Annotated in this window: 22 protein-coding genes; 6 read left to right on the top strand and 16 right to left on the bottom strand. The window is 62.1% G+C overall.

From position 1 onward, the window contains the following. From AAC126_RS16030 to sdhC, 4 genes are read right to left on the bottom strand one after another with little or no spacing between them, the layout of a single operon-like run. Complete coding sequence (locus AAC126_RS16030) at positions 1-780, bottom strand: succinate dehydrogenase iron-sulfur subunit (protein WP_339855071.1); 780 nt, start codon at positions 778-780, stop codon at positions 1-3. Positions 781-815: 35 nt separating this feature from the next. After that, positions 816-2606 (bottom strand): succinate dehydrogenase flavoprotein subunit, encoded by a 1791-nt coding sequence (sdhA, locus tag AAC126_RS16025; RefSeq protein WP_339855069.1) that lies wholly within the window; start codon positions 2604-2606, stop codon positions 816-818. A gap of 5 nt (positions 2607-2611) precedes the next feature. Beyond that, the gene (gene sdhD / locus AAC126_RS16020) at positions 2612-3001 is read right to left on the bottom strand and encodes a succinate dehydrogenase, hydrophobic membrane anchor protein (RefSeq protein ID WP_193172264.1); all 390 of its coding nucleotides are present in this window, start codon (positions 2999-3001) and stop codon (positions 2612-2614) included. A gap of 39 nt (positions 3002-3040) precedes the next feature. Continuing rightward, on the bottom strand, positions 3041-3424 hold the full coding sequence (gene sdhC, locus AAC126_RS16015) for a succinate dehydrogenase, cytochrome b556 subunit (protein ID WP_339855066.1): 384 nt from the start codon (positions 3422-3424) through the stop codon (positions 3041-3043). 673 nt (positions 3425-4097) lie between these two features. On the opposite strand from sdhC, the gene AAC126_RS16010 reads away from it, so the two are divergent. Beyond that, complete coding sequence (locus AAC126_RS16010; RefSeq protein ID WP_339855064.1) at positions 4098-4619, top strand: pentapeptide repeat-containing protein; 522 nt, start codon at positions 4098-4100, stop codon at positions 4617-4619. Positions 4620-4622: 3 nt separating this feature from the next. Here the strand turns inward: AAC126_RS16010 and AAC126_RS16005 are convergent, their stop codons facing one another. Further along, positions 4623-5525, bottom strand: coding sequence for a CoA ester lyase (locus AAC126_RS16005; protein WP_339855063.1), 903 nt, complete (start codon positions 5523-5525; stop codon positions 4623-4625). A 144-nt stretch (positions 5526-5669) separates the two neighbouring features. Here AAC126_RS16005 and pdxY point away from each other — a divergent pair, with 144 nt between their 5' ends. Then, complete coding sequence (pdxY, locus tag AAC126_RS16000; RefSeq protein WP_339855061.1) at positions 5670-6527, top strand: pyridoxal kinase; 858 nt, start codon at positions 5670-5672, stop codon at positions 6525-6527. A gap of 15 nt (positions 6528-6542) precedes the next feature. Here pdxY and AAC126_RS15995 read toward each other — a convergent pair whose 3' ends face one another. The 5 genes from AAC126_RS15995 to leuC form a co-directional block, all read right to left on the bottom strand. Further along, positions 6543-7199 (bottom strand): sigma-70 family RNA polymerase sigma factor, encoded by a 657-nt coding sequence (locus tag AAC126_RS15995; protein ID WP_339855059.1) that lies wholly within the window; start codon positions 7197-7199, stop codon positions 6543-6545. A gap of 273 nt (positions 7200-7472) precedes the next feature. Further along, entirely contained in the window at positions 7473-8498 is a 1026-nt protein-coding gene (locus AAC126_RS15990) for an aspartate-semialdehyde dehydrogenase (RefSeq protein WP_339855057.1), read from the bottom strand. A gap of 101 nt (positions 8499-8599) precedes the next feature. Then, the gene (leuB, locus tag AAC126_RS15985; protein WP_339855055.1) at positions 8600-9718 is read right to left on the bottom strand and encodes a 3-isopropylmalate dehydrogenase; all 1119 of its coding nucleotides are present in this window, start codon (positions 9716-9718) and stop codon (positions 8600-8602) included. A 147-nt stretch (positions 9719-9865) separates the two neighbouring features. Further along, positions 9866-10480 carry a 3-isopropylmalate dehydratase small subunit gene (gene leuD / locus AAC126_RS15980; RefSeq protein WP_339855053.1) on the bottom strand — a complete coding sequence of 205 codons (615 nt, stop codon included), beginning with the start codon at positions 10478-10480 and terminating at the stop codon, positions 9866-9868. Positions 10481-10491: 11 nt separating this feature from the next. After that, a complete protein-coding gene (gene leuC, locus AAC126_RS15975; RefSeq protein ID WP_339855051.1) occupies positions 10492-11901 on the bottom strand; it encodes a 3-isopropylmalate dehydratase large subunit in 1410 nt (469 codons plus the stop codon). Between the two features lie 200 nt (positions 11902-12101). Here leuC and AAC126_RS15970 point away from each other — a divergent pair, with 200 nt between their 5' ends. Further along, positions 12102-12860 carry a sulfite exporter TauE/SafE family protein gene (locus AAC126_RS15970; RefSeq protein WP_339855049.1) on the top strand — a complete coding sequence of 253 codons (759 nt, stop codon included), beginning with the start codon at positions 12102-12104 and terminating at the stop codon, positions 12858-12860. 92 nt (positions 12861-12952) lie between these two features. Here the strand turns inward: AAC126_RS15970 and rplS are convergent, their stop codons facing one another. The 5 genes from rplS to ffh form a co-directional block, all read right to left on the bottom strand. Further along, positions 12953-13342 (bottom strand): 50S ribosomal protein L19, encoded by a 390-nt coding sequence (gene rplS / locus AAC126_RS15965; RefSeq protein ID WP_339855047.1) that lies wholly within the window; start codon positions 13340-13342, stop codon positions 12953-12955. Between the two features lie 169 nt (positions 13343-13511). After that, positions 13512-14225, bottom strand: coding sequence for a tRNA (guanosine(37)-N1)-methyltransferase TrmD (trmD, locus tag AAC126_RS15960; RefSeq protein WP_339855075.1), 714 nt, complete (start codon positions 14223-14225; stop codon positions 13512-13514). Further along, the gene (rimM, locus tag AAC126_RS15955; RefSeq protein WP_339855045.1) at positions 14215-14778 is read right to left on the bottom strand and encodes a ribosome maturation factor RimM; all 564 of its coding nucleotides are present in this window, start codon (positions 14776-14778) and stop codon (positions 14215-14217) included. The genes trmD and rimM overlap by 11 nt, the downstream gene beginning before the upstream one ends. A gap of 6 nt (positions 14779-14784) precedes the next feature. Further along, on the bottom strand, positions 14785-15240 hold the full coding sequence (gene rpsP, locus AAC126_RS15950; protein WP_339855043.1) for a 30S ribosomal protein S16: 456 nt from the start codon (positions 15238-15240) through the stop codon (positions 14785-14787). Between the two features lie 44 nt (positions 15241-15284). Next, positions 15285-16748 (bottom strand): signal recognition particle protein, encoded by a 1464-nt coding sequence (gene ffh, locus AAC126_RS15945; RefSeq protein WP_339855041.1) that lies wholly within the window; start codon positions 16746-16748, stop codon positions 15285-15287. A gap of 330 nt (positions 16749-17078) precedes the next feature. On the opposite strand from ffh, the gene AAC126_RS15940 reads away from it, so the two are divergent. Further along, positions 17079-18296 (top strand): mandelate racemase/muconate lactonizing enzyme family protein, encoded by a 1218-nt coding sequence (locus AAC126_RS15940; RefSeq protein ID WP_339855039.1) that lies wholly within the window; start codon positions 17079-17081, stop codon positions 18294-18296. A 1-nt stretch (position 18297) separates the two neighbouring features. Here AAC126_RS15940 and AAC126_RS15935 read toward each other — a convergent pair whose 3' ends face one another. Beyond that, entirely contained in the window at positions 18298-19368 is a 1071-nt protein-coding gene (locus tag AAC126_RS15935; protein ID WP_339855037.1) for a malate/lactate/ureidoglycolate dehydrogenase, read from the bottom strand. Between the two features lie 88 nt (positions 19369-19456). Between AAC126_RS15935 and dapF the strand changes: the two genes are divergently transcribed. Both dapF and mtaB read left to right on the top strand, forming a co-directional pair. After that, positions 19457-20287: a diaminopimelate epimerase gene (dapF, locus tag AAC126_RS15930; RefSeq protein ID WP_339855035.1), complete on the top strand. Its 831-nt coding sequence runs from the start codon at positions 19457-19459 to the stop codon at positions 20285-20287. A gap of 90 nt (positions 20288-20377) precedes the next feature. After that, positions 20378-21673 (top strand): tRNA (N(6)-L-threonylcarbamoyladenosine(37)-C(2))-methylthiotransferase MtaB, encoded by a 1296-nt coding sequence (gene mtaB, locus AAC126_RS15925; RefSeq protein WP_339855073.1) that lies wholly within the window; start codon positions 20378-20380, stop codon positions 21671-21673. Positions 21674-21677: the final 4 nt, after the last annotated feature.

Here is a 21677-nt window from a genome sequence, read left to right as displayed (position 1 = left end):
CTACATGCGCTGGACCATCAGCTTCTTGATCTCACCGATTGCCTTGGCCGGGTTCAGGCCTTTCGGGCAAGTCTTGGTGCAGTTCATGATGGTGTGGCAGCGATAGAGCCGGAACGGATCTTCCAGCTCATCGAGCCGCTCGCCGGTATATTCATCGCGGCTGTCCGCGATCCAGCGATAGGCCTGCAGCAGGATGGCCGGGCCGAGATACCGGTCGCCGTTCCACCAGTAGCTCGGGCAGGATGTCGAGCAGCAGAAACACAGCACGCATTCCCACAGACCGTCGAGCTTCTCGCGCTCTGCCACACTCTGGCGGCGCTCCTCGTCCGGCGGCGGCGGCGATTTCGACTTCAGCCACGGCTCGATGGAGGCAAGCTGCGCATAGGGCTGGGTCAGGTCCGGCACCAGATCCTTCACCACCGGCATATGCGGCAGCGGGTAGATCTTCACGTCGCCCTTCACATCGTCGATGCTCTTCAGGCAGGCCAGCGTGTTCGTGCCATCGATATTCATGGCGCACGACCCGCAGATGCCCTCACGGCAGGAACGGCGGAAGGTGACGGTGGTGTCGACCTCGTTCTTGATCTTGATCAGTGCGTCCAGGACCATCGGGCCGCACGCGTCGAGGTCGATCTCGTAGGTATCGACCCGCGGGTTCTGTCCGCTATCCGGATCGTACCGGTAGATCTTGAATGCCTTGACCCGTTTCGCGCCGGCTTCAGCCTTGTGGGTGTTGCCGATCTTGACCTTCGAGTTCGCCGGCAAAGAAAATTCAGCCATCTCTCAATTCCGATCTTTTCTTCGTTCTCAAGCGATCAGTAGACGCGTGCCGCCGGCGGCACGACCTCGACTTCGTTCGAGAGCGTGTACATATGCACGTCGCGATACATCACCTTGTGCTTGTACTTGTCGTCGAGCCACATAACGGTGTGCTTCATCCAGTTCTCGTCGTCCCGATCCGGGAAGTCTTCGTGCGCATGCGCGCCGCGGCTTTCCGGACGAAGGCTCGCCGAGGTCAGGGTGATCACTGCCTGGCTCATCAGGTTCTCAAGTTCCAGTGCCTCGACCAGATCCGAGTTCCAGATCAGCGAGCGGTCGCTGAGGCCGATATCCGGCAGCGTGGCCGCGATATCCTGGATTTTCTTCACACCATCATCCATCAGCTCGGTGGTGCGGAACACCGCCGCGTGCTGCTGCATGGCGCGCTGCATGTCGAGACGGATCTCGGCAGCCTTACGCTCGCCCTTGGCATGACGCATCTTGTCGAGACGCGCGATGGCGTACTCGCCCGCATCCGACGGCAGCGGCTTGTGCAGCTCACCCGGACGGACGGTTTCCTTGGCCCGCAAGGCGGCGGCCCGGCCGAACACGACAATGTCGAGCAGGGAGTTGGTGCCGAGACGGTTGGCGCCATGCACGGAGACGGAGGCCGCCTCGCCAATGGCCATCAGGCCCTGGCAAACCCGGTCCGGATCGTCCGCCGTCGGGTTGAGCACCTCGCCGTGATAGTTCGTCGGGATGCCGCCCATATTGTAGTGCACGGTCGGCAGAACCGGGATCGGCTCCTTGGTCACATCGACGCCGGCGAAGATCTTCGCGGTCTCGGAGATACCCGGCAGGCGCAGGTGCAGAACGTCCGGGTCGAGGTGTTCCAGATGCAGATAGATGTGATCTTTATCCGGCCCGATACCCCGGCCTTCGTTGATCTCGATGGTCATGGCCCGGCTGACAACGTCGCGCGAGGCCAGATCCTTGGCCGTCGGCGCGTACCGCTCCATGAAGCGCTCGCCCTCGGAGTTGGTCAGATACCCGCCTTCGCCGCGCGCACCCTCGGTGATCAGGCAGCCGGAACCGTAGATACCGGTCGGGTGGAACTGGACGAATTCCAGATCCTGCATCGGCAGGCCCGCGCGCACCACCATGCCGCCACCGTCGCCGGTGCAGGTATGGGCGGAGGTGCAGGAGAAGTAGGCCCGGCCGTAACCGCCGGTCGCCAGCACCGTCTGGTGTCCGCGGAACCGGTGCAGAGTGCCGGTCGCAAGATCGATCGCCATGACGCCACGGCAGGCGCCTTCTTCGTCCATGATCAGGTCGATGGCGAAATACTCGATGAAGAACTCGGCATTGGCCTTCAGGCTCTGCTGATAGAGCGTGTGCAGAATGGCGTGACCGGTCCGGTCAGCCGCGGCACAGGCGCGTTTGGCCATGCGCTTGCCGAAATCCAGCGTGTGACCACCGAACGGGCGCTGGTAGATCTTGCCCTCGTCGGTCCGCGAGAACGGCACGCCGAAATGCTCCAGCTCGATGATCGAGGGAATGGCGTTCCGGCACATATATTCGATGGCATCCTGGTCACCCAGCCAGTCCGACCCCTTGACGGTGTCGTACATGTGGAATTTCCAGTTATCGCCCTCACCCATATTGTTGAGCGCGGCGCCAACACCGCCCTGCGCTGCCACAGTATGGGAGCGGGTCGGAAAGACCTTGGTGATGCAGGCGGTCTTCAGGCCTTCGTTTGCCATCCCGAAGGCGGCACGCAGGCCGGCACCGCCGGCGCCCACGACGATGACGTCGTAGGTATGATCAATGATCTCGTAGGACTTCATGGAGCTCAGCCTCCGAAAGCGAGTTTAAGCACCGCGAACAGGGCGGCAATTGCAAGAAGGGAAGCGAGCAGCTTCACACCGAGAAGGGTTACCAGCTTTACGCCTTCGTGATGAACGTAGTCCTCGATCACGACCTGCAGGCCGAGCGCCGCATGATAGAAGGTCGCAATGATCAGGGCGATCATCAGAACGGCGACGACGGGTGAGCCAAGCCAGGCAACGGTCTCCGCATAACCGGCTCCGGCCAGCGAGATCAGGGACGCCACAAACCAGAGTGTCAGCGGGATCAGCGCCACGGCGGTCACACGCTGCATCCACCAGTGATGCAGACCGCTCTTGGCGCTGCCAAGACCGCGCACACGGCCGATCGGCGTACGCATTGAATTGTCAGTCATACCAGCCTCTCAAAAGAGTCTTTTTGTTGGCCCAGCCTCTTAAAGGGCGCAGGCAAGTATCCAGGCCAGAACGGTCAGGACCACCGATGAGGCGATGACCAGTTTGGTCGCCTTCTCAGCCGTCTCGATCTCGAAGCCGTAACCGCTATCCCAGAACAGATGGCGGATGCCGTTGCAAAGATGGAAAAACAGGGCAAAGGAAAAGCCGAACAGGATCAGAAGGCCAATCCAGGACCCCATGATGCTCTGCACAAACTCGAAATAGCCCCCACCAGTCGCCGCTGCCATCAGCCACCACACGAGAAACAACGTCCCGATGCCAAGCGCGACTCCTGTCGCCCGGTGCAGGATCGACGTTATCGCGGTTAGAGGTAGCCTATAGACCTGAAGATGCGGGGAAAGAGGGCGGTTGGAAACGCTCATAGCGCGCCTTTCCTGAGGAACATCAACAATGAAGCCGCACCATATTGCAGTGCGAACGTGAGCTCAATTTATTTCGACCCTCCGACTTGTCCAGTCCCCGGCCATACTGGCATTCGCGAATTTATGCACAGCGCCCTGAACGACCCTGTGGATAAAATTTTGACTTACTTGTGGATAGCTTGTGCAGTAATTATTGAAGATCCATAAACTCATTATATTTCAATATAATATTATGCATTCGAACTGTGCATATCTTTTTCTTCTTTTAACGAATAATTGTGAGTTAATTAGAAACGCGCTTCATACACTATAAATATCACTGCGGCATGACAGCTTGCTCATATTTTTATTGATCTAGTCTCAAAAAAAGGCGATGCTTTTACTCAAGATATGGAAGCATTGCTCTTGCTCAATCTTGTTTTTCAGGATTTGGGCGGGGTCGGGCGCCACCAAATATACCGGCGGAGTCCGTGCCAAGACAGTCGCATTGGTAGTGTCGGTGCCTGCCTTCCATGTCCGACGGGCCGCATGTCTTTTGACGTGCGGCCCGCTCGTCTTCCGGGGACTTATCCGCATTCTGTGAAATCGCGACGATCTGTCGGCTGGCATTACCCTGCTCATCTGGTACGGTGCGGCCGCACCATTAGACGAAATGTCCGGGATGCAACGATCCGTGTTTCAAACGACCCGATCCAGATACCTGCACTTCATCGGGGCAGCCGCTTTTCTTGCCGCGCTGACGCTTTTTTCGTCAGCGGGCCAGGCCGCCTGCGCCGATCCGCCGGGACCCGGCGTCGACTGGCGGCGCTGCAATTTCGACAATTACCCGCTGGCCGGTGTTGATCTGACCGGAGCCAACCTGAACGACGCCAGCTTCAACTGGGCCAATCTGACCGGCGCCACGCTTGACGAAAGCCGAGGCCGCGTCCGTTTCGGCCGGGCCAAGATGAAGGGTGCGTCCTTCCGGGGCGCACAGCTCCGTGATGCGGATTTCAGTCAGGCCGATCTGACGGACACGGATTTCACCGGCGCCAATCTGATCAAGGTCCGGTTCCAGACCGCGATCCTGCGCGGGGCGAACCTGACCGGCGCCCGACTCCGCGATGCGGATTTCTTCCGGGCCGATCTTTCCGGCGCGATCTGGACAGACGGCAAGAGAGTCTGCGCCGAAGGCTCGATCAGCTTCTGCCGTTAGGCGTCAAGCGTTCGACCCGTCGCTTTCATTGCTGGACTCGCGATATTCGATCATCTCGGCCAGCGCCAGAATGCGGCGGGCATTCTCGACATGCAGGGACTCCACCAGCTTGCCGTCAACAAGCGTGACCCCGCTGCCGGCCGCGTCCGCCTGCTGATGTGCATCGATGATCTTGCGTGACCAGGCAATCTCCTCGCCGCTCGGCGCAAAGATCCGGTTCGCCGGCTCCAGGGTTTTCGGATGGATCAGGGTCTTGCCGTCGAATCCGAGCTGCAGGCCCTGGCGGCACACCTCCTCGAACCCCTTGGTGTCATCCAGATCGAGATGAACACCATCCAGCACCGCCAGACCATAGGCCCGGGCCGCCAGGATACAGAGCCCGAGACTGGTCACGAAGGGCAGCCGGTCTCGTGTGTGCAGGGCATGAAGATCCTTGGCGAGATCGGATGTCCCGAGCACCAGGCACCCGAGGCTCGGGCTGGCCCCGGCGATCTCCTCGGCATGCAGCATGCCAAGCGGGGTCTCCATCATGCACCAGATCGAGAGGCTGGCCGGCGCTCCGGCCATGGCCAGCGCCTCTTCCGCGAACCAGACCTGATCGGCATGCTCTACCTTCGGGAGCAGCACGGCGTCCGCGCCGGACTGGGCGACAAAGGCAAGATCCTCCGCTCCCCATGCGCTGTCCGCGGCATTAACCCGGATGACGATCTCCCGGTCACGGTAACCGCCTTCCTTCAGGGCAGACGCGATAGTCGTCCGGGCCTCCGCCTTCTTGTCCGGCGAGACGGCATCCTCAAGATCCATGATCAGGACATCCGCCTCCAGCATCCGCGCCTTCTCCAGCGCGCGCGCGTTCGAGCCCGGCATATAAAGCGCCGAGCGGCGCGGTCTGATGGAAGCGGTCATTGCATGATCTCCGTTTGTCCCGTTCGGCTCATTCTAGTGGATAGACCGGGAAAACCAAACAGAGAGAGCGACTTGTCACTTGACCGGACCCCCCGTGCGCCGTCATCTCAAGGGAGACCGGACCGCGCAGGCAGGGGAGCCAGCATGGCAATTTTATCGATCCAGTCCCGGGTCAGTTATGGCTATGTCGGCAACAGCATCGCCGTGCCCGCCATACAGGCCGCGGGCCTTGAAGTCTGGCCGCTCGACACGGTCTCGTTTTCAAATCATCCGGGCCACGGGCACTTCCGTGGCGAGATCAGACCGGCGGCCGAGGTGCAGGCGCATATCGATGGTCTGGCCGCTCTTGGGGTCCCGGATACACTTTCGGCCATACTCTCCGGCTATCTTGGCCTGCCGGAAACCGCCGGCGTGGTGGCTGGTGCCGTCGACAAGGCCCGCGCGGTCAATCCGGCAATACCCTTCGTGCTCGATCCGGTGATCGGGGATAATGGCCGCCGGTTTGTCCGTGACGGCGTTGCCGAAGCCATTTGCGGCGAACTTCTGCCGCGCGCCGATATCGTGACGCCGAACCTCTATGAGCTCGGGGTGCTTTGCGGCAGCGAAGTCTCCGCCGATACCGGTGCGATCACGGCTGCCGCCCGAACACTGATTGCCGACGCCAGACTGTCCGCCGTCGCCATCACCGGCATCGAGCGGCCGGGAACGGTGTCGAACATGCTCGTGCTCGAACAAACCTGCTACGAGGCCACGGCTCCGCGCCTCGATCGCGGGTTCAACGGCACCGGCGACCTGTTCGCCGCCCTGCTCACCGCATGGCTGGTGCGCACCGGAGATGTCAGATCCGCTTTCGCCCGCGCCGCCGGAGGGCTGGAGACCGCCACACGGATAACGGACCGGTCCGGCCGGATGGAACTGGACCTTCCGGCAATTCTCAAGAGCCTGAAGAGGCTTTGTCCGGCAGCTTTGAAAGAAGTGCCCGCACCTTTGGGAAAAGTATAAGAGCAGGCAAACGCCTCAGGTCAGTCTCGCCCCGTTACGGCGCAACCGCTCACGGGCAAGCTGCACACGCTTCCTGACCGTGCAATTCTGAATACTCAGCCGCTCCGCGATCTCCGCATAGGAGAGGCCCTCGAAGAATCTCAGCATAAGCGGCACACGCAGCAGTTCGGGAAGCGCGTCGAGACCATGCTGTAGCGACCGCAGGGACTCTCCCGTCTCCGCGACTTCCTCCGGTGTCGGCTCAGGCGACGGGACGGACGGCATAACGCCGCCATCCGCCATGGCCATGACCTCATCGGTCCAGCGTTTCTGACGGGATCTGGCACGATAGAAATCGATACAGGCATTATGAACCAGGCGGGACAGCCAGGCACGCTGGTTGGCGATGGCGTCTCCGCCGCCTTCGGCAAAATGGGACGAGGCACGAACCATTGCGTTTCCCAGCGCATCTTCGGCATCCGCCATGTTCCCGGACATCATCCGCATGCATTGCCGCAGCAACTGGTTCTGATGCTTGGACCAAAGGCGCCAGAAGGCTTCCGGCGGCAAGGCTGAGGATGCAGCGAGCGGATCGACCGGTTTGCGATAGTCACGCGGTGTTTGAGCCGGTCTCTCCCGGACCGGACATGGCAGGGCACCGCCCGCACAGACCATCATATCGACGGTGCTCACCGTCCCTTCGGCAAAAATATCGCCTGATGACAGGCCCGCCCCACGGGCATATCGGCCATTGCCGCTTTCCTGATCCCCAGTCCCCACGAGAAGCCCCGACACGTTGATGAGTGCTCTGTGCTTTAATGCGATGACTTGAGTAATTTTTTACTCAAGCACATTCATGAAATACGGGATCAGGAGAAAAATCGCAAACGTATAAGTAGTATTTCCGCATAAAAAAACGGCCGACAATGCGCCGGCCGTTTCACGATGAAAAATTCGCTGGCTGGATCAGGCAGCTTTTTCGAGGTGGTTTTTCACCAGTGTCTCGGCAATCTGCACCGCATTGAGGGCAGCACCCTTACGCAGATTGTCGGAGACGCACCAGAAGATCAGACCGTTCTTGACCGTCGGATCCTTGCGCACCCGGCTCACATAAACCGCGTCCTCGCCTGCACATTCCTGCGGCGTGACATAGCCTTCGTCCGCCCGATGATCGACCACGACCAGACCCGGGAAGTCCTGCATCACGGCACGGGCTTCTTCCACACTGAGCGGATTTTCCGTCTCGATGAAGACCGATTCTGCATGACCGATGAAGACCGGCACACGGACACACATGGCGACAAGCTCGATGGCCGGATCGAGGATCTTTTTCACCTCGCTGGTCATCTTCCACTCTTCCTTCGTCGCCCCGTCATCCATGAACTTGTCGATATGCGGGATCACGTTGAAGGCGATCTGCTTGGTGAACTGCGTATTCTCCACCGGATCGTTCACATAGATCGCGCGGGTCTGGGTGAAGAGCTCGTCCATGCCCTCTTTACCCGCACCGGAAACCGACTGGTAGGTGGAGACGACGACGCGCTTGATCTTGGCCAGATCATGCAGCGGCTTCAGCGCGACGACGAGCTGTGCCGTTGAGCAATTCGGGTTGGCGATGATGTTGCGCTTGCCGTATTTGGCAACGGCCCCGGCATTCACTTCCGGCACGATCAGCGGCACGTCCGGGTCCATCCGGAAGTGCGAGCTGTTATCGATGGCAACGCAGCCGGCGGCGGCCGCTATCGGCGCATATTTCTCGGAGATCGTACCACCTGCGGAGAACAGCGCGATGTCGGTGCCCTTGAAGTCGTATGTCGCCAGATTCTGAACCTTGAGTGTTTTCTCCTCGCCATAGGACACCTCTGTGCCCGCCGATTTCTCGGAAGCAAGCGCGACGACTTCGGTCGCCGGAAAATCGCGCTCGGCAAGGGTTGTCAACATCTCACGACCAACGGCGCCCGTCGCGCCGACTACGGCAACTTTGTAGCCCATGGTTCTGGTCCAATCCTTCGGTTGTTGAAGTCCATAAACGACTTCGGCGGGAGACTTACGCCCCCCGCCGAGTAAACTCAAGCTATGCTGGTTGGGGAGGGTTATCCCGATACAAGTTTATCCAGCTCTTTAAGCAGGCTGTCTGTCATCACGGTAGTCGACACACGCGCCATGCCATCCTGCATGATGTCCGCGGTTCGCAGTCCCGATTTCAGCACGTTCTGGATCGCTTTCTCGAGCATGTCCGCTTCCTCGCCCATGTCGAACGAGTAGCGGAGCGCCATGGCGAAGCTCAGCATTTCGGCGATCGGGTTGGCAATGCCCTTGCCCGCGATATCCGGAGCGGAGCCATGCACCGGCTCGTACAGCGCATGGCGCTTTCCGGTCACTTCGTCGACCGCACCGAGCGAGGCGGACGGCAGCATCCCGAGGGAGCCGGTCAGCATCGCCGCGCAATCCGAAAGAATGTCGCCGAACAAATTGTCCGTGACGATCACGTCGAACTGCTTCGGGTTCCGGACCAGCTGCATGGCGCAGTTGTCGGCATACATATGCTCGAGGGTCACACCTTCGCCTTCGGCCTTGTGAAGGTTGGTCATGACTTCGCGCCAGAGCACGCCGGACATCATCACGTTGGCTTTTTCGACCGAGGTCACCCGACCGTCGCGCTTGCGGGCCATATCGAAGGCAACGCGGCCGATACGCTCGATCTCCGGGGTCGTATAGACCTGCGTGTCGTAGCCCTTCTTGGTGCCGTCCGGCAGATCGTCGATGCCGCGCGGCTGGCCGAAATAGACGCCACCCGTCAACTCGCGCAGGATCATGATATCGAGGCCGGAGACCAGCTCCCGCTTCAGCGAGGACGCGTCTGCCATCGCATCGAACACCATGGCCGGGCGCAGGTTGGCGAACAGGTCCATTTCCTTGCGCAGGCGCAGCAGGCCGCGCTCCGGCTTCACCTCGAAAGGCAGGCTGTCATACTGCGTACCGCCAACGGCACCGAACAGGACCGCGTCGGAATCGACCGCATCCGCCAGGGTTTCGTCGGTCAGCGGCGTGCCGTGCTTGTCGTAGGCGGCGCCGCCGACAAGACCTTCCTGAAGGTCAAAACTGACAGACCGCTTCTTCGCCATCCAGTCGACGACACGGAGCACTTCCTTGACGACTTCGGGACCGATCCCGTCACCGCCGAGAACCAGCATTTTACGATTGGAGGCCATGAACTCTGCTTACCCTAGTGAGACCGGTTACCTATTGAGACTGGCCCACTGAGGAGCCTGAATTCTGTGTGGTTCTTATAATCAGCCCGGCGCTCTGGTTAAACCCCCGAGCGCCGGATTGGTTCCGTTATGCGGGATATGTTCCCGTCAGGATGCCGCCAGCCACGGCCGATCGGCCTTCCGCTTTTCCTCGAAAGTGTCGATCGAGCCGCCCTTCTCCATGGTCAGGCCGATATCGTCGAGACCGTTGAGCAGGCAGTGCTTGCGGAAGGAGTCGACGTCGAAGGTGATCTTCTCACCGTTCGGACGGCCGATTTCCTGATTTTCGAGATCGATTTCGAGCACCGCGTTGGAGCCCTTCTCGGCATCGTCCATCAACTCGTCCAGCTGCTCCTGGGTCACCTTGATCGGCAGGATCCCGTTCTTGAAGCAGTTGTTGAAGAAGATGTCAGCGAAGCTGGTCGAGATCACACAGCGGATACCGAAATCGAGCAGTGCCCACGGCGCATGTTCGCGCGAGGAGCCGCAGCCGAAATTCTCGCCGGCCACGATGACCTGCGCCTTCCGGTAGGCCGGCTTGTTCAGCACGAAATCCGGATTGTCGCTGCCATCGTCATTATACCGCATCTCGGCAAAGGCATGCTTGCCGAGACCCGACCGCTTGATCGTCTTCAGATAGTTCTTCGGAATGATCATGTCGGTGTCGATGTTCATGATGTTCATCGGCGCCGCGACACCGGAGAGTTTGGTGAATTTATCCATTCTCTCTCTCCCTAATTTAGCAGGTCGCGGACATCGGTCAGATGACCGGTTACCGCCGCTGCCGCCGCCATTGCGGGACTGACCAGATGGGTCCGTCCGCCGCGGCCCTGACGGCCTTCGAAGTTACGGTTCGAGGTCGAGGCACAGCGCTCGCCCGGCTCCAGCCGGTCGGCATTCATGGCCAGACACATGGAGCAGCCCGGCTCGCGCCATTCGAATCCGGCTTCGAGGAAGATCTTGTCCAGACCTTCTTCCTCGGCCAGTTCCTTCACCACACCAGAACCCGGGACAATGATCGCGTTCACACCGTCGGCGATCTTGCGGCCCTTGACCACACCGGCGGCGATCCGCAGATCCTCCAGCCGGCCGTTGGTGCAGGAGCCGATGAAGACCCTGTTGATCTTCACCTCGCTGATCGGCACACCGGCCTTCAGGCCCATATATTCGAGTGAACGGGCGATCTTTGCCTTGCGCACCGGATCGGCAAGCTGTTCCGGATCCGGAATGTTCGCGGTGATCGGGATGACTTCTTCCGGGTTCGTGCCCCAGGTCACCTGCGGCACGATCTCGGCGGCATCGAGTTCGACCTCGGTGTCGTAGACCGCATCCGCGTCGGACGGCAGCGTCTTCCAGTAAGCGACAGCCTGCTCCCAGGCGGCGCCCTTCGGCGCGAAGGGCCGGCCCTTCAGATACTCGAAGGTGGTCTCGTCCGGCGCAATCAGACCGGCACGGGCACCCGCTTCGATGGACATGTTGCAGACCGTCATCCGCGCTTCCATCGAGAGGGTACGGATGGCATCTCCAGCGAATTCGATAACGTGACCAGTGCCGCCAGCGGTACCGATCTTGCCGATGATCGCCAGCACCACGTCCTTGGAGTTCACGCCCTTCGGCAGCTCACCCTTGACCGTGATCCGCATGTTCTTCGCGGGGGACTGCACCAGCGTCTGGGTTGCCAGCACATGCTCCACCTCGGAAGTGCCGATACCGAATGCCAGCGCGCCGAATGCGCCATGGGTCGAGGTATGGCTGTCACCGCAGACAATGGTCGTGCCCGGCAGGGTGAAGCCCTGCTCCGGTCCGATGATGTGCACGATGCCCCGGCGATTGTCGGTCATGCTGAAATAAGGCACGCCGAAATCGGAGACATTCTGCTCAAGGGTCGCGACCTGGATCCGGGAATCCTCGTCGGTAATGCCCTTGTCGAGATCCTTGGTCGGAACATTGTGGTCGGCGACCGCAAGGGTAAGATCCGGGCGGCGCACCTGGCGGCCGGCGTTCCGGAGCCCCTCGAAGGCCTGCGGGCTGGTTACTTCATGAACCAGGTGTCGATCGATATAAATCAGGCATGTACCATCGTCCTGGACGTCGACCAGGTGATCCTGCCAGATTTTATCGAACAGCGTACGCGGCTTGGACATCGCTGCTATGCTTCCTCTCGTCTCTCTGCGCGGCCCCGGTTTATTTGAGGGCAAACGCCCTCCGGGTACTGCGGCACCATATCTCTCGTCACTCACGACGGGGACCGGAGCATACCGAGTCGCCCCCGGCGACAAAAGCTGAATCTTGCGGTAAATCCGGGCTTTTTAGAAATAATCAAACCGATAAAGGCCAATCCCGAATGGATCTGAACTCGATTACTTCCATATTGGAAGCGGCCAGCCTCTGGCAGCTCGGTTTCGGCGCCGTTGCGGTTGGTCTGGCCGGTCTGGTTCGCGGCTTTTCCGGGTTTGGTGCGGCCATGATCTCGATCCCCTTGTTGAGCCTGCTGTTCGGACCGCAAACCGCCCTTGCCTGCCTGACCACGATGGAGATGCCGGCACAGATCCAGCTTCTGCGCATGTCGCGCCGGGAGGCGGACTGGAAACAGGCGGCCCCCATGGCGCTCGGCGGCATCATCGCCCTGCCGCTCGGCACCTGGATCCTGGTCAGCATCGATCAGGACCTGCTGCGGCGGTTGATTTCCGGCATCGTCCTGCTTCTGGTCGTGCTGCTGGCAAGCGGATACCGGCACACGATCCCGCGCCGGCTGGGGATTGATGTCGCAGTTGGCACCGTCGCGGGTTTCCTGAACGGATCGACCGGGTTGGGCGGGCCGCCGATCATCTTCTATCTGCTCTCCGGCCCCTATGCCCCGGCGGCGGTGCGGGCCAACATCACCGCCTTTTTCCAGATAGGCTTCGTCTTCGTGGTTGCCAGCTATTTCTGGTTCGGCGTGCTCACACCCGACCGCATGCTGCTCGGCGCCGTGCTCGCCCCCTGCTATGTGGGCGGCATCTGGCTTGGCGGGAGACTGTTCTACAAGGCGAGCGAGCAGACTTTCCGCCGCATCGCCTATCTGCTGCTGGCCGTCATCGGATGCGGGACGCTGTTCAGCTAAACGCCCCGGCTCCCGCAGGGCTCATGCCGGCGCCCAAACGCAAACGGGAGCGCCAAGGCGCTCCCGTCCGTAATTCATATGATACCCGATGCTTACGCTTCGGTTGCGGCCTTGCTCTTGGCCCAGGTGTTCTTCTCGGCGATACGAGCCGACTTACCGCGACGGCCGCGCAGATAGTAGAGCTTCGCGCGGCGCACTTTACCGCGGCGGACCACCTCGATGCTGTCCAGGCGCGGGGAGTAGAGCGGAAACACGCGCTCGACGCCTTCGCCGTAGGAGATCTTGCGGACGGTGAAAGCGGAGTTCAGGCCGTCATTCTTGCGTGCAATGCAGACGCCTTCATAGGCCTGGACACGCTCGCGGGTGCCTTCGACGACACGCACGTTGACACGCACGGTGTCACCCGGGCCGAATTCCGGAACCGGACGTTCGGAAGAGAGCTTTTCAACCTGCTCTTTTTCGATCTGTTGAACGATATTCATTCTTCATTCTCCAATACGCGCCAGTGGCGACCGGTCCATCCAGGGACCGGTGAATACCGGCTTCTTCTATAAAACACACAGCTCTTGCGTGCCCGGTTATCGGACCGCAGAGGAGCGGCGTGCCGCTACCGTTCGAGCGAGATCCGGACAGCCAGGCCGTCCATGCCGCTCACTCTTCCGATCCGCGATAACGGGCCCAAAGGTCGGGCCGGCGTTGCCGCGTGATCTCTTCCGACTGTTCCCGCCGCCAGGACCGTATCCTGGCGTGGTGGCCGGAAAGCAGGATCTCGGGGACGGACACACCGTTCCATTCCCGAGGTTGCGTATAGTGGGGATACTCAAGCAGCCCCTCTTCAAAACTTTCCTCGTCCAGCGTTTCCGCCGCTCCGAGCACGCCCGGCAGCAGACGGATGCAGGCATCCAGCAGCGCCAGGGCCGGGATCTCGCCGCCCGAAAGCACGAAATCCCCAAGGCTGACCTCTTCAAGGCCACGGGCATCGATCACCCGCTGGTCAAGGCCTTCGTAACGCCCGCAAAGCAGCACCACACCGGGTTCCGCCGCAAGCTCCCGCGCCATTGCCTGGTCGAACCGGGCACCGCGCGGACTGAGATAGATCCGCCGGCCCGGCATGTCGTCGACAGAGGCCAAAGCCGCGTCGACCACATTGGGCCGCATCACCATTCCGGAACCGCCCCCGAAAGGGGTTTCGTCCACGGAGCGGTGCTTATCGCGTGCAAAATCCCTGATGTCCAGCGATTTCAGGGACCAAAGCCCGGACTTCCGAGCCTTGTCGGCAATCGAATGGCCCAGCGGACCCGGAAACATTTCCGGGAACAGACTGAGCACCGTCGCCTGCCAGGGCGTACTGCCTTCAGCGCTCATCGCCGGTGCCTTCAGCGCCGGCACTCTCGGCGCCCGGGGACTCCACCTCGTCATCCAGCAGGCCGGCCGGCGGATCGACAACCAGACGGCCGGCATCGAGATCGATCTCCGGTATCACCTCACCGTTGAACGGCACCAATACCGTCTTGCGGCTGCCTTCGAGCCGGATTTCCAGAAGGTCACCGGCGCCGAAATTCTGCACCGCGACCACCTGTCCGAGAGACTCCCCCGCGACCATATCCGCCCGAAGGCCGATCAGGTCCGCGTGGTAGAACTCATCCTCATCCGCTTCCGGCAGCCGGTCCCGCTCGACCTGAAGCTCGATCCCCTTCAGGGTCTCGGCCTCGTTCCGGTCGTTGATACCGGCAATACGCACCAGCAGCATGCCCTTCGCCCGGCCGGTCACCTGGAGCTCGTAGCTCTTCCCGGCGGCATCCTTCAGCGGGCCATAGGCAGTGATATCGTCCGGGTCCTCGGTGAAACTCTTCACCCGGACCAGACCCCGCACCCCATGGACGCCGACGATGACGCCGAGTGTGACCGGCTCGGTCATAAGGTCTTAGCCCTCGGACTTTTCCGCTTCCTCAGCCGGAGCTTCCTCAGCCGGAGCAGCAGCAGCTTCGGCGGCAGCTTCAGCAGCGGCAGCGGCTTCGGCGGCAGCCGTTTCAGCGGCGGCGGCAGCGGCGATTGCAGCTTCTTCCTCACGTTCCTGGCGCTTGCGGCCCGGAGCGGATTTCTTCGGCTGGTCGCGATATTCGAATTTCTCAACCAGCTCGATGCTGGCCAGCATCTTGTGGACACGGTCGGTCGGCTTGGCGCCAACGGACATCCAATGCTTGACGCGGTCTTCCTTGATCACGAGACGTCCCTCATGACCCTTCGGCAGCATCGGGTTGTAGGAGCCGAGCTTCTCGATGAAGAGGCCATCGCGCGGGGACGTGCCCTCGGCGACAACGATGCGGTAGAACGGGCGCTTCTTGGCGCCGCCGCGCGACAGACGAATACGAAGTGACATTGGTTATTCCTTTCAGTAACGCTCTTAGCTTTTCACGTGTTCGATTACTTCTTGCCGGGGAAACCGGGCGGCAGCATGCCTCCCGGAAGTTTCGGCATTCCCTTGCCGCCAAGACCTGACGGTAATTGTCCGGGCATCTGGCCGGGCGATGGCATGCCGGGCATTCCGCCCCCGCCGCCGAGAAGCGCCCCGAGGCCCTTCATGCCGCCCATCTTGCCCATCTGTTTCATCACCCGCGTCATGTCCTGGTGCTGCTTCAGGAGCTTGTTCACTTCCTGAACGCTGGTCCCGGACCCGGCCGCGATACGGCGGCGGCGCGAGGCATTCATCAGTTTCACGTTCTTCCGCTCCACCTTGGTCATGGAGAGGATGATCGCTTCCTGCTTCTTGATGACGCTGTCGTCCATATTGGCGCCGGCCATCTGTTTCTGCAGCTTGCCCATGCCCGGCAGCATGGACATGACGCCACCGAGGCCGCCCATCTTCTTCACCTGACGAAGCTGCGAGAGCATGTCCTCAAGATCGAAGGCGCCCTTCTGCATCTTCTTGGCGATGCGTTCGGCTTCCTCGACCTCAATGGTCTCGGCGGCCTTCTCGACCAGACTGACCACGTCGCCCATGCCGAGAATCCGGCCGGCGACACGTTCAGGATGGAAGTCTTCCAGCGCATCCGCGCGCTCGCCAATACCGACGGCCTTGATCGGCACGCCGGTGACCGCCCGCATGGAGAGAGCCGCGCCACCGCGCGCATCGCCATCCATCCGGGTCAGCACGATGCCGGTCAGACCGACCCGCTCGTTGAAGTTCCGCGCCGTGGTGACGGCGTCCTGGCCGGTCATGGCGTCGGCGACGAGAAGGGTCTCGACCGGCTTCACCGCATCGCGGACCTGGATCACCTCGTCCATCATCGACTCATCGATGGAGAGCCGGCCGGCGGTATCCAGCATGACCACGTCGAAGCCTTGCAGCTTGCCGGCGGTCATAGCCCGTTTCGCAATCGAAACAGGCGTTTCATTCTCGGAAATCGGCAGCGTCGCAACGTCGATCTGCTCACCCAGCACGCGAAGCTGTTCGCGGGCCGCCGGGCGATAGATATCGAGGGAAGCCATCAGGACCTTCTTGCGGTCCCGTTCCTTCAGGCGCCGGGCCAGTTTGGCGGTGCTGGTGGTTTTACCACCGCCCTGCAGGCCGACCATCAGGATCGGCACGGGCGGGACGGCGTTCAGATTGATGCCGCTGGCATCGGTGCCGAGCATTTCCACGAGATTGTCGTGGACGATCTTGATGACCTGCTGGCCGGGAGACACCGACTTGATGACTTCCTGGCCGATGGCGCGTTCGCGCACCTTGTCGACGAATTCCTTGACCACCGGCAGCGCGACATCGGCCTCAAGCAGGGCCACACGCACTTCGCGCAGCGCCGCGGTCACGTCCGCTTCCTTGAGCGCGCCGCGTCTCTTGAGGCGATCGAAAACGTCGCCGAGCCGGTTTTGCAAACTGTCGAACATGCGTCCGTAAGCTCCAATTTTTCCCGGGTTTATCAGGCAGGCGAGACGCAAAACGAAAGCACGCCCGTGCTCGAACACTCGAGGACGGACGGAACCCGTGAAGGTCTCAGCGCACTGATTTTTGCCGAGAGCGCCGGAACATATGGGCGCCTGCCTGCCGAGTCAAGCATTCCCGCGTTCCTCACGGCCAGAGACGAAGCTCGCCCGATCCGGACACAAGAGCCGTCATTCTGTCGTTTTTTCATTAGCCTCAAGCGGCCCGGACTCTTAGCGTGGCCCAACTGCCGGATGAGCCGGATTGACGAAAGACGTGTGACGGAGTTTGCCCCCATGAAGCTGGAAAGCCTGAAGACCTTCATCGTCGGCAATCCTCCGCCCGGCTTCGGCGGCCGCTATTTCCTGTTCCTGAAGCTGCGCACCGCCTGCGGCATTGAAGGTGTCGGCGAGGTCTATGCCGCCAGTTTCGGCCCGAAAACCACCGTCGCCATGGTCGAGGACGTGTTCGGCCGCTATCTCGAAGGCCGGGACCCGCACCATATCGAGCGGTTCTGGCGCCGGGCCCACGGCTCCGGCTTCAGCCAGCGCCCGGACCCGTCGATGATGGGGGTGGTCAGCGCGCTGGAAATGGCCTGCTGGGACATCATCGGAAAGGCCGCGAACAAGCCGGTCTACGAGCTGCTCGGCGGCATGGTGAACGAGCGGCTCAGGACCTACACCTATCTCTATCCGCGCCCCGAGGATGATCCGGCCACCTTCTATAACAGTCCGGAGAAAAGCGCCGAAGCGGCGGTGGCCTGTGTCGCCGAAGGCTTCACCGCGCTGAAGTTCGACCCGGCCGGGCCCTATACCGCATTCGGCGGGCACCAACCCGACATGGAGATCCTCGACCGCTCGGAGAAATTCTGCCGGCTGATCCGGGAGGCCGTCGGCGACAAGGCCGATTTGTTGTTCGGCACCCACGGCCAGTTCACCGCCTCCGGCGCCAAGCGTCTCGCCCGGCGGCTGGAGCCTTATGATCCGCTCTGGTTCGAGGAGCCCACCCCGCCGGACATGCCGGAGGAGATGGCGAAGGTGGCCGAGGCAACCTCGATCCCGATCGCCACCGGCGAGCGGCTGACCACCAAGTGGGAATTCAAGCGCGTGCTGGAAACCGGCGCCGCCTCCATCATCCAGATGAATCTGGGCCGCGTCGGCGGCATCCTTGAAGGCAAGAAGATCGCCGGCATGGCCGAGGCCTTCTACGCCCAGATCGCCCCGCACCTCTATTGCGGCCCGGTGGTCGGTGCCGCCAATGTCCAGCTCGCCACCTGCACGCCGAACTTCCTGGTGCTGGAAAGCATCCGGAAATGGGACGGCTTCCACGCCGACATCCTGAAGACGCCGATGGGCTGGGAAGAAGGCTATGTCATCCCGCCGAAAGCACCGGGCCTCGGGGTCGAGCTGAACGAAGAGGTGGCGCTGGCCCATCCTTACGAGGGCAATGAGCTGCATCTGCAAATGAGCCAGGAGCCGTTCGAGGTCGCCGGAAAACCGTTTGGCGGCGGGTGAACTACCCCGCGATCCCGTCGAAATCGTGCCGGTCCATACCGGCCTCGACACCGGCTTCGACCAGCAGGGCCCAGGTGCCCGGATCGACCGGAACACCGTTGGCCCGGCGGTCCGCGCCGGTCTCGCGTTCTGGCTCGCCCGGTACCCGCACCTTGTCCACGCCCTCGCCCGGACGGGCGCTGGTGACATAGGCGAGCATGGAATCGATGGCATCCGCGAAGGGAATGTCCCGGCCAAAGCCCTTCGGATCGACAATCACCGTCAGCATTGAATTGCAGATCGTCTCGCGCCCCTGCTGCGCCGGGTCGGTGACAGGACCGCCAAGCAAGGCGGCGCCGAGGATCTCGCCGAGCAATGCAAGACCGTAGCCCTTGTGCTCGCCGAAGGCCTGTAGCGCGCCGGTCGGCTGCTCGTACATGACCGCCGCGTTGCGGGTCGGCAAACCGTTATGATCGATCAGCGCTCCCTCGACGACTTCCTTGCCCGCATTGTAAGCGACCCGGACCTTGCCGAGCGCGACCCGGCTGGTCGCCATGTCGAGCACGAACATCGGGTTCTTGTCCGTCGCCGGAACCGCCGTGCAGTAAGGATTGGTGGAATAGCGCGCCTCGGCCCCGCCCCAGGGGGCCACGATCGGGCGATGGCCGACCACATTGACAAAATGGATGGAGATAAAGCCGGCCCTGGCACAGATCTCGCCCCAGGCACCGATACGCCCCAGATGGTGTGAATTGCGCAGACCGACGATGGCGACGCCCGCCGTCCGTGCCCGGTCGAGCCCGAGCTGCATGGCCTCGCCTCCGGTCACCTGACCATAGGCCATGTTGCCGTCCAGCAGCAGATAGGCGCCATTGTCCGACACCAGACTGACATGGCCGTTGACCGTCAATGTCCCGGCCTTGGCGTGACGCATATATTGCGCCGTCAGCCCGACGCCGTGGCTGTCATGGCCGAGCAGGTTGGCTTCCACCAGATTATGCGCCACCTGCCGCGCTTCTTCCGGATTACTCCCGGCCCGTCCGATCATCTCCGTGACCAGGTTTTCCAGTGCCTCATGCGCGACGGTAATCATGCTTCGCTCCCCAATTACGTTGCGGGCTCACGGTAGCGAGGGAGACGACATATTGGAACTGCCGGAAACAGAGGATATATATGCCCGCATGAGACAGATCGAATTCCTGAAGATGCATGGCCTCGGCAACGATTTCGTCGTGCTTGATGGCCGCCTTCCCGGCCCGGCCCTCGCGGTTGCGGATTATCGCGCCGTCGGCGACCGGCGGCGCGGTGTCGGCTATGACCAGTTCCTGACCATCGAGGCACCGAAGAACGGCGGCGACGCCTTCATGCGCATCCATAACCCGGATGGCAGCGAGGCTGGCGCCTGCGGCAACGGCACGCGTTGCGTTGCGGGTCTGGTGATGGAGGAATTCGGCAAGAACCGGATCGATCTCGAAACGGTTGCGGGCACGCTGGTCTGCGAGCGGGTCGAGGGCGGCCGCGTGCGCGTCGATATGGGACCGGCGCGGCTCGATGCCGCCGCCATTCCGCTTTCGGTCGAGACCGACACGCTCTCCGTCGAAATCCCGGATGCGCCCTATTCCGGTGCCTGCTGCGTCAATATGGGCAACCCGCATGCCGTCTTCTTCGTCGATGACGTGGATGCGGTGGCCCTGACCGAGGTTGGCCCGAAGCTGGAACTGCACCCGATCTTCCCGGACCGGGCCAATATCGAGTTCGCAGAGATTCGCGGGCCGGAACTGATCCGCATGCGGGTCTGGGAACGTGGCGCGGGCATTACCGAGGCCTGCGGCTCGGGCGCCTGCGCGGTGCTAGTGGCTGCCGCGCGGAAGGGTCTGACCGGGCGCAAGGCGGACGTGGAACTGGACGGCGGTGTTCTCACCATCGAGTGGCGCGAGGACGGCCATGTGCTGATGACAGGGCCCGTCGCCACCAGCTTCCGTGGCACGCTCGACCTCGACCGGTTGGGCTGAGGCGCCGGACCATGCCGTGCGTGCATGGCTCCCAAGAGCCCGCCACACTTGCATTTCGCGCCGATTCCGGCCATTTCTCCGCCCATGACCATGACTGACGACAATTCGGATGGACGCGAAAAGGCCAAGCCGGTCGAGACTTTCGGCTGCCGGCTGAACGCGTATGAGTCCGAGGTGATCCGCGACCATCTCGTCCGTGCCGGGCGTCAGGATGTTGTCGTCATCAATACCTGTGCCGTCACCAAGGAAGCCGAGCGTCAGGCCCGGCAGGCGATCCGCAAGGCCCGCCGCGCCAATCCGGACGCCGAGATCGTGGTCACAGGCTGCGCCGCCCAGATCAACCCGGATGCCTATGCCGCGATGGACGAGGTCAGCCGGGTGGTCGGCAATGAGGAAAAGCTGAAGGCCGAAACCTGGGCCACATCCGGAAGCATGCCGGGTGAGGCGAAGATCCTCGTGAACGACATCATGAGCGTGAAGGAAACCGCGCCCCATCTGGTGGCCGGTCTCGAAGGGCGCGCCCGGGCCTTCGTTCAGGTCCAGCAGGGCTGCGACCATCGCTGCACCTTCTGCATCATCCCCTTCGGACGCGGCAACAGCCGCTCGGTGCCGATGGGCGAGATCGTCCGTCAGGTACGCGAGCTGGTCACGAACGGCTATCGCGAGATCGTGCTGACCGGCGTCGACATCACCTCTTACGGCGGCGATCTGCCGGGCAAGCCGGAGCTGGGCCAGATGGTCCGCCGCCTGCTAGCCCAGGTGCCGGAACTGCCGCGCCTGCGGCTCTCCTCCATCGACGCGGTGGAGATCGACGACGATCTGCTGCGGCTGGTCCGGGACGAGCCGCGCCTTATGCCGCATCTCCATGTCAGCCTGCAGGCGGGCGACGACATGATCCTGAAGCGGATGAAGCGCCGGCATAACCGTTCCGATATCATTACATTCTGCCGCGACATGCGCGCGGCCCGCCCGGACGTTGCCTTCGGCGCGGATATCATCGCCGGTTTCCCGACGGAGACGGAGGAGATGTTCGCCAACAGCCTCGCCCTGGTCGAGGAATGCGGCCTGTCCTACGTCCACGTCTTCCCCTATTCGGCCCGGCCCGGCACCCCTGCCGCCCGCATGCCACAGGTTCCCGGCCCCGTCCGCAAGGAACGCGCGGCCCGGCTGCGCGCCGCCGGTGAACGCTCCCTTGCTGTCTTCCTTGACGGGCTTGTCGGCAGCACCCAGTCGGTGCTGGTCGAAAAGCCCGGCCTTGCCCGGGCGGAGAATTTCGCTCCGGTCCGGATCGAGGGCGGGATCGCGGGCGAGCTGCTGTCCGTTCGCATCACCGGAACGGACGGCACCCATCTTCTTGGACAGATCGAACGGAAATCCGCCGCATGAGTGA

The organism is uncultured Nisaea sp., from assembly GCF_963974195.1.
Classification (GTDB): domain Bacteria; phylum Pseudomonadota; class Alphaproteobacteria; order Thalassobaculales; family Thalassobaculaceae; genus Nisaea.
The sequence above is the reverse complement of the archived record's forward strand: the minus strand, read 5'-3'. Positions and strand labels throughout refer to the sequence as shown.

Bases quoted from the DNA above. Each gene is read 5' to 3' on its own strand.
- leuB (WP_339855055.1), bottom strand. From the start codon at position 9,718: ATGGCCTCCAATCGTAAAATGCTGGTTCTCGGCGGTGACGGGATCGGT.
- trmD (WP_339855075.1), bottom strand. From the start codon at position 14,225: ATGAGCGCTGAAGGCAGTACGCCCTGGCAGGCGACGGTGCTCAGTCTG.
- AAC126_RS15940 (WP_339855039.1), top strand. From the start codon at position 17,079: ATGAAGCTGGAAAGCCTGAAGACCTTCATCGTCGGCAATCCTCCGCCC.
- sdhC (WP_339855066.1), bottom strand. From the start codon at position 3,424: ATGAGCGTTTCCAACCGCCCTCTTTCCCCGCATCTTCAGGTCTATAGG.
- rpsP (WP_339855043.1), bottom strand. From the start codon at position 15,240: ATGTCACTTCGTATTCGTCTGTCGCGCGGCGGCGCCAAGAAGCGCCCG.
- pdxY (WP_339855061.1), top strand. From the start codon at position 5,670: ATGGCAATTTTATCGATCCAGTCCCGGGTCAGTTATGGCTATGTCGGC.
- AAC126_RS15970 (WP_339855049.1), top strand. From the start codon at position 12,102: ATGGATCTGAACTCGATTACTTCCATATTGGAAGCGGCCAGCCTCTGG.
- rimM (WP_339855045.1), bottom strand. From the start codon at position 14,778: ATGACCGAGCCGGTCACACTCGGCGTCATCGTCGGCGTCCATGGGGTG.
- AAC126_RS15990 (WP_339855057.1), bottom strand. From the start codon at position 8,498: ATGGGCTACAAAGTTGCCGTAGTCGGCGCGACGGGCGCCGTTGGTCGT.
- AAC126_RS16005 (WP_339855063.1), bottom strand. From the start codon at position 5,525: ATGACCGCTTCCATCAGACCGCGCCGCTCGGCGCTTTATATGCCGGGC.
- dapF (WP_339855035.1), top strand. From the start codon at position 19,457: ATGAGACAGATCGAATTCCTGAAGATGCATGGCCTCGGCAACGATTTC.
- sdhD (WP_193172264.1), bottom strand. From the start codon at position 3,001: ATGACTGACAATTCAATGCGTACGCCGATCGGCCGTGTGCGCGGTCTT.
- AAC126_RS15935 (WP_339855037.1), bottom strand. From the start codon at position 19,368: ATGATTACCGTCGCGCATGAGGCACTGGAAAACCTGGTCACGGAGATG.
- AAC126_RS16030 (WP_339855071.1), bottom strand. From the start codon at position 780: ATGGCTGAATTTTCTTTGCCGGCGAACTCGAAGGTCAAGATCGGCAAC.
- leuD (WP_339855053.1), bottom strand. From the start codon at position 10,480: ATGGATAAATTCACCAAACTCTCCGGTGTCGCGGCGCCGATGAACATC.
- rplS (WP_339855047.1), bottom strand. From the start codon at position 13,342: ATGAATATCGTTCAACAGATCGAAAAAGAGCAGGTTGAAAAGCTCTCT.
- ffh (WP_339855041.1), bottom strand. From the start codon at position 16,748: ATGTTCGACAGTTTGCAAAACCGGCTCGGCGACGTTTTCGATCGCCTC.
- leuC (WP_339855051.1), bottom strand. From the start codon at position 11,901: ATGTCCAAGCCGCGTACGCTGTTCGATAAAATCTGGCAGGATCACCTG.
- mtaB (WP_339855073.1), top strand. From the start codon at position 20,378: ATGACTGACGACAATTCGGATGGACGCGAAAAGGCCAAGCCGGTCGAG.
- sdhA (WP_339855069.1), bottom strand. From the start codon at position 2,606: ATGAAGTCCTACGAGATCATTGATCATACCTACGACGTCATCGTCGTG.